Source organism: Phenylobacterium sp. (assembly GCF_031412415.1).
Classification (GTDB): domain Bacteria; phylum Pseudomonadota; class Alphaproteobacteria; order Caulobacterales; family Caulobacteraceae; genus Phenylobacterium.
Genome location: NZ_JANOCX010000271.1, coordinates 1 through 10,350, shown reverse-complemented (window position 1 = coordinate 10,350; position 10,350 = coordinate 1). Strand labels below are relative to the sequence as shown.

The window sequence follows — 10,350 nt, the reverse complement described above, 5'->3', positions numbered from 1 at the left end:
CGGCGGAACCGAGGGCGCGGATGACAACGAGGACGCCGCGCTGGGCTATACCTTCGACCTGGAGCTCGACTGACCCGACACACCCGGTCACACGCCACTGGAACCGCCGCGACAAGGCGCCATATGGGACGGATGACCACGCTCTCCGTTCTCGACCTGTCTCCTATCGTCGAGGGTGGCGACGCCGCCCAGTCGTTCCGGAACACCCGGGATCTGGCGCAGCACGCCGAGCGATGGGGCTATCGGCGCTATTGGCTGGCCGAGCACCACAACATGACGGGCGTGGCCAGCGCCGCCACGGCGGTGATCATCGGCCATGTGGCGGAGGCGACCTCGACCATACGAGTGGGCGCGGGTGGGATCATGCTGCCCAACCACGCGCCTCTGGTGATCGCCGAGCAGTTCGGCACGCTCGCGTCGCTCTATCCCGGCCGCATCGACCTGGGCCTGGGCCGCGCGCCGGGTTCGGACCAGGCCACGGCGCGGGCCCTGCGCCGCAACCTGATGGGCGACGTGGACCAGTTCCCGCGCGATGTCATCGAACTGATGGACTATTTCCGGCCCGCGCAGCCGGGTCAGCTCATTCGCGCCGGGCCGGGCGCGGGCCTGGAGATGGGCTTCTGGATCCTGGGATCGAGCACCTATGGCGCGCAATTGGCCGCGGCGCTTGGTCTGCCCTTCGCGTTCGCCTCACACTTCGCCCCGGCCTATCTGGATCAGGCGCTGGCGCTCTATCGCAGCCGGTTCAAGCCGTCGGAGCACCTGGATCGGCCGCACGTGATGCTGGGGGTCAATGTGGTGGCCGCCGAGACGGACGCTGAGGCGCAACGTCTCTTCACCTCGGTCAAGCAGGCCTTCATCAACCTCGGTCAGGGTCGGCCGGGCCCCCTGCCCCAGCCGGTCGACGATCCGGCCGGCCGGCTGGACATGCTGGGCGGATCGATGCTGGGCCAGGCGCTGAGCTGCGCGGTCGTGGGGTCTCGCGAGACCGTCGCGCGGGGCCTAGCGGCTTTCATCGAGCGTACGGGCGCCGACGAATTGATGGTCACGGCCCAGGTCTTCGACCACGTCGCGCGGTTGAAATCGTTCGAGATCGCCGCCCAGGCGCACGATGACATCGCGCGCCTGGAACCGGCCGGCGCCTAGTCCGTGGTGTCGTCGATCTCCGCGTCCGGGCCGTTCTTCTTGATGGATTCGATGGCGGCCTTCGCGCTCGCCTTGGACGAATAGCCTTCCGTCGAGAACATCGTTTCGCTGTTGTACTTGAATCGGACACGGAACTCGCCGGCCTTGTCTTTGTAGATCTCGAATTTGTGGGCCATGCGAGGCCTCCCTGTTCTGGGTAAAGTCGTCCGTCCGACGTAAGACTTGGCTGTCCGCCGCAAGCCGTCAAGCCATCATCCTGTGAAGCTGCGCCACACTATGGCCACTCTGGTCAGGCTCCTTTCACACGGGTCGTCGTGGGCCTATCTCTTATCGAACGCAGCGCCCGCCTTCGCACCGGAGCTACCCCCATGCGCACTCTTGTCTTCGCCGCCTTCGCCCTCCTGGGCCTTGCGGGTTCGGCCCTGGCCGATCCGCTTTCCACCGTTTCCAGCGTCCAGGTGACGCTCGGCGCCGAGCTCGCCAAGAAGGCGGCTGACGACTACGGTGTCCGCGACGTCGACCGGCTGGCCTCAGAGCTTCAGGCCGATGTCCAGCGGGAGCTGCATCGCACCGGCGTCCTGGCCGGCGGCCGCGTCGAGCTCACCCTGATCGACGTGCGGCCCAACCGTCCAACCTTCAAGCAGCTCGGCGACCGTCCAGGACTGTCCTACGAGAGCTTCGGCACCGGCGGCCTGGCGATCGAGGGCAGGGCGATCTCGGTCGATGGCGACGTCACGCCGATTCGCTACACGTGGTACGAAACCGATATTCACGACTCCCGGATCGGCGGCACCTGGGCCGACGCTCAGCACGGCATCGACCGGTTCGTGTTCCAACTCGGGCGCGGCAAGGTCTACGCGCGCCGTTAGGTCTTGCCTCCGACAGCGGCGCGCGCTCTGAAGAGTGTCATGCCGCCGTCAGATGACACCCAGAGCGACCTCCCGCCTATCGCGCGCCTACGGGCGATCATGGCCGCCTTGCGGACTCCGGGCACCGGGTGCCCCTGGGACCTGGAGCAGACCTTCGCCACCATCGCGCCTTACACGGTGGAGGAGGCCTATGAGGTCGCCGACGCCATCGAGCGCGGCGACCTGTCCGACCTGAAGGAAGAGTTGGGCGACCTGCTGTTCCAGGTCGTGTTCCACAGCCAAATGGCCCAGGACCAGGGCGCGTTCAATTTCGACGACGTGGCCGCCGCCATCTCCGACAAGATGATCCGCCGCCACCCGCATGTGTTCGGCGGCGAGGGCCATCGGAGCAGCGCCGAGCAGACGGAAGCCTGGGAGGTCATCAAGGCGCAGGAGCGTGCGGCCAAGGGTCAGAACGACAGCATCCTGGACAATGTGCCGGTCGGCCTGCCGGCCCTAACCCGAGCCACGAAGCTTTCCAAGCGCGCGGCAAGTGTCGGTTTCGTCTGGCCCACCATCCAAAAGGTGGTCGAGAAGCTGCACGAAGAGGTGGCTGAACTCGAGGTCGAGATCGCCGCCGGCGATCTGGAAAAGGCGAGGCAAGAGCTGGGCGACGTCCTGTTCGTGGTCGCCAACATCGCCCGCACCCTGGATATCGAACCCGAGGACGCTCTGCGCGCCACCAACGCCAAGTTCGCTCGCCGCTTCAGGTTCATTGAGTCCGCGCTCGCCGAACGCGGCAGAACGCCGGCCGAGTCAGATCTCGAAGAGATGGACGCCCTCTGGGACGCCGCGAAGGCCGCCGAGAAGTCGCGCGCCTAGTGCTTTAGGCTGACCCGCGGGTAGAGCTGCTCGAACTGACCCAGCGCCTGGGGCGACAGTCGCACCGATAGTCGCACCCCGCCCTTGTCGTCATCGTGGCGGCCCATCACCCGGCCATGGCGATAGAGCCAGGCGATCGCCGCGCCGCCCTCCCCCGCCGCCGTCGAGATCTCGACGGGCGCGGCGTCGTCCACCAAGGCGGCGATGGTCTCCAGAAGGGCCTCGCACCCATCACCAGTGACCGCCGACAGCAGGACCGCGGGCGGGTGCATCCGCCGTGCGTCCCCGGCCAGTTCATCACGCAGCTCTTCGTCGACGAGGTCAGCCTTGTTCCACACCTCGATGATGTTCCGGTCCTCGACCTTCACACCCAGGCGCTCAAGCACCGTGCGAACGTCCTGGGCCTGGGCCGCGCTTTCGGAGCTGGCGATATCGCGGACATGCAGGATGACGTCGGCTTCCTTCACCTCCTCGAGGGTGGCGCGGAAAGACTCGACCAGTTCGTGGGGAAGGTCGGAGATGAAGCCCACGGTGTCGGACATGATCGCGGGCCGGCCGTCGGGCAAGTCCAGCATCCGCAGGGTCGGATCCAGCGTGGCGAACAGCATGTCCTCGGCCACCACATCGGCGTGGGTGAGGCGGTTGAACAGGGTCGACTTGCCGGCGTTGGTGTAGCCGACCAGCGCCACCGACGGATACGGATGGCGCTGACGCGCGCCTCGCTGCAGGTTGCGGGTGCGGCGCACCTCGATCAGTTCGCGCTTAAGCTTGGCGATCTTCTCGGCGATCAGCCGGCGGTCCGTCTCGATCTGGGTTTCCCCCGGACCGCCCATGACCCCGAAGCCGCCGCGCTGGCGTTCAAGGTGGGTCCAGGTGCGGACCAGCCGCGACTTCTCATAGGAGAGCCGGGCCAGTTCGACCTGCAGCCGTCCCTCGCGGGTTCGCGCGCGGCGAGCGAAGATTTCGAGGATCAGGCCGGTGCGGTCGATGACCTTCACCTTCCAGGCCCTCTCCAGATTGCGCTGTTGGACCGGTGTCAGCGAGTCATCGACAACCGCCACGTCGACGTCGAGATCGGCGCACAGTTTCTCGATCTCCAGCACCTTGCCCGACCCGAACAGGGTGGCGGGTGTGCGTTTTCGCAGCGGCACGATGATCGCGTCGCGGGTCACGAGGTCCAGCGCCAGGGAGAGACCGATGGCCTCCTCCAGACGTGCTTCGCCGCTGCGGGACGAGTTGCGCCCATCCCGCTCGGGGTGGATGACGAGGACGCCTTGCGGCGGGACCTCGTGATCAACGGATTTTGTGGTCAATCGGTCTCGTCTTCCGCCGGCTCGTACAACTGAACGGGTTGGGCCGGCATGATGGTGGAAATGGCGTGCTTGTAGACGAGTTGGGATTGCCCATCACGACGCAGAAGCACACAGAAATTGTCAAACCAGCTCACCACACCCTGCAGCTTGACGCCGTTCACAAGGAATATGGTCAGCGGTGTCTTCGACTTGCGGACGCTGTTCAGGAAGGTGTCCTGGAGGTTCTGTTTCTTTTCGTTGTTCGACATGGCTTGTCGCCCTTTGTTCTGGTTCGAGGGGCAAAACGCCCCCCACACACAAGTCGAACGCTAGACCGTCCCGCATGACGGGCGCAATCGCGCGTCCTGCATTAGATGGCTGTCGCCCTCGCCCGCTCGATATAGAGGCGACGGAGTTTCATCGCCATGGGTCCGACGACGCCATCTCCCACCGGATGGTCGTCGACCTTGATCACCGGCAGCACCAGCGAGCCCGCCCCAGTGATGAAGGCCTCCTTGGCGGCCTTGGCTTCGGCCGGGGTGAAAGGCCGTTCGTCGACCTCCATTCCCTCCTCCCGCAGCACGTCCAACAGGGTGAAACGGGTGACGCCGCGCAGGATATTGGCGTTTGTGTCGCGGGTACGCAGGCGTCCCTCGGCGTCCACGATCCAGGCGTTGGACGAGGCGCCCTCGGTCACGAAGCCCAGGTCGTCGACGAACCAGGCCTCGACCGCCCCGCGCTCCTTGGCCGCCTGCTTGGCGAGCGCGTTGGGCAGCAGGCCGACGGTCTTGATGTCGCACCTGCCCCAGCGGTTCTCGGGGGTGGTGATCACCGCCACGCCCTTGGCGGCCTTGGCCTCCGTCGCCGCGCGATCGACCGCGGAGACGGTGACCACCACGCTGGGCGGCACGTCCCCGTCCGGGAAGGCGTGATTGCGCGGCGCGACGCCGCGACCGACCTGCAGATAGAGCAATCCCTCGCGCACCCGGTTGCGGCGAACGGCCTCGCGCAGGACGATGGTCAGGGCCGCCCGGGTCATGGGCATGGCGATCCGCAGTTCGCCCAGGCTGCGCTCCAGCCGCGCGAAATGGCCTTCCGGATCAGCCAGCTTGCCGTCGAACAGGGCCCAGACCTCGTAGACCGCGTCGCCAAGCTGATAGCCGCGATCCTCGATGTGGACGCTGGCGTCGCCATGGCGGACGAAACTGCCGTTCACATAAGCGTAGCGACCCATCAGGCGTCTTCCTCTTCGACAGGCCGCGCGCCCGACAGGCCCAGCGACTTCAGTTTACGGTGCAGGGCCGAGCGCTCCATGCCGATGAAGGCCGCCGTGCGTGAGATGTTGCCCGAGAATCGCAGCATCTGGGCGTTCAGGTACTCGCGCTCGAACACCTCTCGGGCCTCACGCAGCGGCAGGGCGATGATGCGTTCGGCGCCCAGGGTGCTGGGCTGGTCGCTGGGCGTCGAGTCACCCGGCAGCATGTCCGCGCTGATCGCCTCCGACGGATCGCCGGACGCCAGGATCAGCATGCGCTCGACGTTGTTGCGCAGCTGGCGCAGGTTCCCCGGCCAGGCCTTGACCTGCAGGGTGGCCAGCGCGTCGTCCGCCAACCGCCGCCGCGCCATGCCGCTGGCGTCGCAGATCCGCTGGATGAAGTAGTCGACCAGTTCGGGGATATCCTCGCGGCGCTCGGATAGGCCGGGCACCGTCACCGGCACCACGTTCAGTCGGTGAAACAGATCCTCGCGGAACCGGCCGCCGGCGATCTCTTCGCGCAGGTCGCGGGAGGTGGACGAAACCACGCGAACATCGACCTGCACGTCGCTGTCGCCGCCGACCCGGCGGAAACGCTGTTCGACCAGGACCCGCAGGATGCGGCTCTGGGTCTCGCGGGGCATGTCGGCCACTTCGTCCAGGTAGAGGGTGCCGCCGTGAGCGTTCTCGAACACTCCGATCTTGGCGGGGCGGCCGCTGGCCCCCTCCTCCCCGAACAGCTCCACGTCCATCCGTTCGGGCGTCATGCCAGCCGCGCTGATGACCACGAACTCGCCGCGGGCCCGCGGGCTGGCACCGTGGATCAGCCGCGCCACGGTCTCCTTGCCCGCGCCGGGGGGACCGGCGATCAGCACCCGGCTGTTGGCCGAGGCCAGCTTGGCGATCAGGCCGCGAAGCTGCTGGGCGACGACGGACCGACCGATCAGCCCTTCGGGTTGGATCGCCTGGGTGCGCAGCCGGCGATTCTCTCGCTTCAGGCCGCTGGTTTCCAGCGCCCGCTCCACGCAAAGCAGCAAACGATCGGACTTGAACGGCTTCTCCAGGAACTCATAGGCGCCGCGCTTGATGGCGCTGACGGCGGTCTCGATATTCCCGTGGCCGGAGATCATGATCACAGGCAGGTCTGGATCGAGCGCCTTGACCATGTCCAGCAATTCCAGGCCGTCCATGCCGCCGCCCTGCATCCAGATATCGAGGATCAGCAGCGCGGGCTTGCGCGACTTGAGCGCGGCCAGCGCGCTCTCGGAATCGTTCGCGGTGCGCACGCCGTAGCCTTCGTCCGAAAGGATTCCGGCCACCAGGTCGCGAATGTCCGCCTCATCGTCGACAACCAGAACATCAGCCGCCATCAGGTTACTCCTAAGCCTTGCGCCGGGGTCGGGGCCACGGGGCTCTTCACCCGCGCGGTCGTCGGGAACTTCAGCACCGCGCGCGCGCCCTGACCGCCGCGGGCGTCGGTCAGCAGCAATTCGCCGCCGTGGTCTTCCAGAATGCGTTTGACGATCGCCAGGCCCAGTCCCGTGCCCTTTTCGCGGGTCGTGACATACGGCTCGGTCAGGCGGTCGCGGTCCTTGTCGGGCAGGCCCACGCCGTTGTCCTCGACAACGATCTCGACACCCTGCTCGTTGGAAACCAGTTCCGCGGTGATCCGGCCGGGAGCGTCGCGCGTCGCCGCCATTCGCGCGCTCACCGCCTCGGCGGCGTTCTTCAGCAGGTTGGTCAGGGCCTGGGTCAGCATCCGCCCGTCGGCCAGCAAGCTGACGGCAGGCGCGGGTTCGATCATCTCGACATCGATGTCGGGGCTGGCCACCCGCTGCGCGAACACCGCGGCGCGCAACAGCTCCACGGCGTCCTGCTCGGCGAACTTGGGCGCCGGCATGCGGGCGAAGGAGGAAAACTCGTCGACCATCCGCCCGATTCCGTCGACCTGGCGCACGATGGTGTCGGTGCAGCGGTCGAAGACCTCCAGGTCCTCGGGCGCGACACCGCCGCGGAACTTGCGACGCAGGCGCTCGGCGGAGAGCTGGATCGGGGTCAGCGGGTTCTTGATCTCGTGGGCGATCCGGCGGGCCACGTCGCGCCAGGCCGCGTTGCGCTGGGCCGAGACCAAGCGGGTAATGTCATCGAAGGTGAGCACCAGGCCGCCTTCGGATCGGCTGGCCCGCACCCGCAGCCGGCGGGTCTCGCGGTCGCGGGCGATGTCGACCTCTTCCTCGGCCTCGCCGGCCTTGAGCGCGTTCTCGGCGATCATGGCGAACTCAGGCGCCACCTCGGTCAGACGTCGGCCGTGAACCTGACCGCCGCCCAGGTCTAGCAGAGCGGTAGCTTGGCGATTGGCTGCCGAGATCCGTCCCTGCGCGTCCAGGCCGATGACGCCCGCGGAGACCTCGGCCAGGACGGTTTCGATGAACAGGCGGCGCTGTTCAGCTTCGTCCCCGGCCCGCTTAAGCGCGGCCTGCTGCGCTTGAAGATCATGCGTCATGCTATTGAACGCACGGGAAAGTACGGCGATTTCCTCAGGGTCGTTGGTGGCGTCGACGCGGGCGCTGAGGTCGCCGCCGGCGACGCGCCCGGCGGCTTGCACCAGGCGCCCGACAGGGGCGGATATGGCGTTGGCGGCGCCCAACCCAAGCCAGACCGCGCCGACCAGGACCAGCATGGCGGTTTCCATGTACGACAACGCGAACACCGTCTGAATGCGGGCGCGGCTTTCTGCGGCCTCGCGATAGGCGGCCAGAGACCGGTCGGCCTCGCGCAGGTGATCGACAATCCCTTTCTGCGCCGGCCGCGTCACATAGAGATAGCCGTCCGGATAGGCCGAGAGCTTGTAGAGCGCCCGGGTCAGGTCAGTCGTGACGAATATGTCGCCCTCGTCAGCGGCGGCGAAGCTGGAGGCCGGCGGCGTGACGAACCTGGGAGCGTCGACCGCCTCGGCCCGGGCCAGGATCCGGCCCTGGCCGTCGATCAGATAGGCGGCGGGGAACGCGTGATAGGAGGCCTGATAGGCGAGGAAGTGGCTGAAGGTAACCGGGCTGGCCTGCAGCGCCGGCGCCGCGCGGTTCAGATCGACCGCCATCAGCGACACGTGGTCGCCAACATAGCGCTGCTGGTCCTCGACATAGGACCTCGCGACCGTGGCGGAGTTCGCCATCACGGTCTGAACCCGCTGAGAGAACCAGTTTTCGACGCCCCGGTTGACCAGGACGCCATAGAACAGCGCCACCACGACGGCCGGCGCCACGGCGGCGAGGGCGAACAGGGTGACGAAACGGAGGTGCAACCGTGCGCCGGCGTCTTCCGAACGGGCGCGCAGCAGGGCCGCCAGTCTCACCCCCACCTGCCCCGCCAGGGCCAGGATCAGCACGAGGTTGAAGCCGAGAATGGCCAAGATGTTCTTGGAGGCCGGCGCCAGGGGCCCGGTTTCAGGCGGAGAGGCGGCCAGAAGGATCGCTACGGCCGTCAGGATCGCGGCTAGAGCATATCCGCCGCCTAGCACATAGCGCGACTGCAACGTCCGCCAGAATCTCGCGAACGGGGTCGACCTAACGCTGTTTTCCTGGACCGAAACCGCCATGACTGGCCGATCCTAGAGGGGTGTGTACCTAATGCGCAACAGTCATGTTGCAAGCCGGCTTCACTGTAGAGTGCCGGCGCGAGCCCTGGGCGTGACGCGAGCGTCGGGGAAGATGCGCAGGAAGTTCTCGGCGTAGAAGCTGTCGCGAACGGCCTCGCTCCTATCGCCGAGGAAGCCTTCAAACCGCTTGATCGGATCGCGGCCGCCCTCGACATGCGGATAGTCGCTGGAGAACAGGTAGAGGTCTGGGCTCGACTGGTCGATCAAGGCGCCGACATCTTCGAATACGAACGGCGTGAAGGCCATCTGCTGGGCGAGCTGCTCCGAAGGCTTGCGGGTGAACGGCGTCTGGTTCTTGTCGGCGCGGATCCAGTTCTTGGCCACCCAATCCATCCGAGTAAGCAAAGACGGAACCCAACCCGCGCCAAGCTCCACGCTTGCGCCGCGCAGGGTCGGGAAGCGTTCGAAAACGCCATCGATGATCATGACCGACAGGAAGGTCTCGGGCCCCTGGTGCAGAATGGCGATGTCCTTGCTGCGCAGATTCTCCCCGCCGCCCATCCAGTCGGCGGTCGGACCCTTGCCGTTGTTCATCCAGGCCCGGGCCTGTTGCAGGGGCGCGCCCCCCACATGCAGCAGGAACGGTGTGCCGCTTTCGGCAAGCCGCGCCCAGAACGGATCGAAGTCGACATGCCCCGGGGAACGCTCGCCGCACGGGCGGTGCGGAATCCAGACCGCCTTGAGGCCGGCGGCGATGGCCACATCCAGCTCGGCGATCGCCAGGGCCGGTTCGTCCAGCGGCACGATGGCCACCCCCAGCAGGCGGGCGTCGTCGCTGCAGAAGTCCGCCATGTGCCGGTTGTGCGCGCGGGTGGCGCCGTAACGCAGCTCGGGCGTGATCTTCGAGCTGGCCGAGAACGGCATGGCCACGCTGTGGGTCGCGAACACCAGCTGCTTCTTGAAACCCAGCAGGTCCAGGGCCCGGCTGCGGTCGCCGCTGTCGAAGGCGCCGAGGGCCTGAATTTCCTTGGAGCTCTCGATCAGCCGGTCGCCCAGCGCGATCTGGGCGGCCACGTGCTCGGGACTGTGGCGTCCGCCCTGTCCCACGATCACCGCCACCTCCTCGTCGGTGACGAGCGAGGCGCTGTAGCTCACCTCGGGGATTTCGTCGCGCAGACCCGGGTCAGCATACTTCTTCAGGAAATCCGGCAGTTCCATGATGTGGCTGTCGGCGTCGTAGAACGCGCGGCCGTCCGGGGCGTAGGCCATGGCTGCTTCCCTCCATCGGGCCTCTGATGGCCGCTTGCCGGACACTATCGGACGTCGTTGGCC

General features: G+C 67.0%; 10 protein-coding genes. 3 read left to right on the top strand and 7 right to left on the bottom strand.

The window, feature by feature from the left end:
• Positions 1-132 precede the first annotated feature (132 nt).
• A complete protein-coding gene (locus tag RMO04_RS13185) occupies positions 133-1,146 on the top strand; it encodes an LLM class flavin-dependent oxidoreductase (protein ID WP_309645239.1) in 1,014 nt (337 codons plus the stop codon).
• Here the strand turns inward: RMO04_RS13185 and RMO04_RS13180 are convergent.
• Positions 1,143-1,322, bottom strand: a complete 180-nt coding sequence (locus tag RMO04_RS13180) for a YegP family protein (RefSeq protein WP_309645238.1) — start codon at positions 1,320-1,322, stop codon at positions 1,143-1,145. The genes RMO04_RS13185 and RMO04_RS13180 overlap by 4 nt on opposite strands.
• Before the next feature lie 192 nt (positions 1,323-1,514).
• Between RMO04_RS13180 and RMO04_RS13175 the strand changes: the two genes are divergently transcribed.
• Positions 1,515-2,015, top strand: a complete 501-nt coding sequence (locus tag RMO04_RS13175; protein WP_309645237.1) for a hypothetical protein — start codon at positions 1,515-1,517, stop codon at positions 2,013-2,015.
• Positions 2,016-2,054: 39 nt separating this feature from the next.
• Complete coding sequence (gene mazG / locus RMO04_RS13170) at positions 2,055-2,876, top strand: nucleoside triphosphate pyrophosphohydrolase (protein ID WP_309645236.1); 822 nt, start codon at positions 2,055-2,057, stop codon at positions 2,874-2,876.
• Here mazG and hflX read toward each other — a convergent pair.
• The 6 genes from hflX to RMO04_RS13140 form a co-directional block, all read right to left on the bottom strand.
• On the bottom strand, positions 2,873-4,189 hold the full coding sequence (gene hflX, locus RMO04_RS13165; RefSeq protein WP_309645235.1) for a GTPase HflX: 1,317 nt from the start codon (positions 4,187-4,189) through the stop codon (positions 2,873-2,875). The two genes, mazG and hflX, sit on opposite strands and share 4 nt — an antisense overlap.
• A complete protein-coding gene (gene hfq, locus RMO04_RS13160; protein WP_309645234.1) occupies positions 4,186-4,437 on the bottom strand; it encodes an RNA chaperone Hfq in 252 nt (83 codons plus the stop codon). Before hfq ends, hflX begins: the two co-directional genes overlap by 4 nt.
• Before the next feature lie 101 nt (positions 4,438-4,538).
• The gene (locus RMO04_RS13155) at positions 4,539-5,402 is read right to left on the bottom strand and encodes a D-amino-acid transaminase (protein WP_309645233.1); all 864 of its coding nucleotides are present in this window, start codon (positions 5,400-5,402) and stop codon (positions 4,539-4,541) included.
• Entirely contained in the window at positions 5,402-6,793 is a 1,392-nt protein-coding gene (locus tag RMO04_RS13150) for a sigma-54 dependent transcriptional regulator (RefSeq protein ID WP_309645232.1), read from the bottom strand. Before RMO04_RS13150 ends, RMO04_RS13155 begins: the two co-directional genes overlap by 1 nt.
• Positions 6,793-9,018, bottom strand: coding sequence for a PAS domain-containing sensor histidine kinase (locus RMO04_RS13145; protein ID WP_309645231.1), 2,226 nt, complete (start codon positions 9,016-9,018; stop codon positions 6,793-6,795). The genes RMO04_RS13150 and RMO04_RS13145 overlap by 1 nt, the downstream gene beginning before the upstream one ends.
• Positions 9,019-9,078: 60 nt before the next feature.
• Positions 9,079-10,287: an amidohydrolase family protein gene (locus tag RMO04_RS13140; protein ID WP_309645230.1), complete on the bottom strand. Its 1,209-nt coding sequence runs from the start codon at positions 10,285-10,287 to the stop codon at positions 9,079-9,081.
• Positions 10,288-10,350 lie beyond the last annotated feature (63 nt).

Coding starts and splice junctions, on each gene's coding strand:
- RMO04_RS13185 (WP_309645239.1), top strand. CDS start 133: ATGACCACGCTCTCCGTTCTCGACCTGTCTCCTATCGTCGAGGGTGGC.
- RMO04_RS13180 (WP_309645238.1), bottom strand. CDS start 1,322: ATGGCCCACAAATTCGAGATCTACAAAGACAAGGCCGGCGAGTTCCGT.
- RMO04_RS13175 (WP_309645237.1), top strand. CDS start 1,515: ATGCGCACTCTTGTCTTCGCCGCCTTCGCCCTCCTGGGCCTTGCGGGT.
- mazG (WP_309645236.1), top strand. CDS start 2,055: ATGCCGCCGTCAGATGACACCCAGAGCGACCTCCCGCCTATCGCGCGC.
- hfq (WP_309645234.1), bottom strand. CDS start 4,437: ATGTCGAACAACGAAAAGAAACAGAACCTCCAGGACACCTTCCTGAAC.
- RMO04_RS13155 (WP_309645233.1), bottom strand. CDS start 5,402: ATGGGTCGCTACGCTTATGTGAACGGCAGTTTCGTCCGCCATGGCGAC.
- RMO04_RS13150 (WP_309645232.1), bottom strand. CDS start 6,793: ATGGCGGCTGATGTTCTGGTTGTCGACGATGAGGCGGACATTCGCGAC.
- RMO04_RS13145 (WP_309645231.1), bottom strand. CDS start 9,018: ATGGCGGTTTCGGTCCAGGAAAACAGCGTTAGGTCGACCCCGTTCGCG.
- RMO04_RS13140 (WP_309645230.1), bottom strand. CDS start 10,287: ATGGCCTACGCCCCGGACGGCCGCGCGTTCTACGACGCCGACAGCCAC.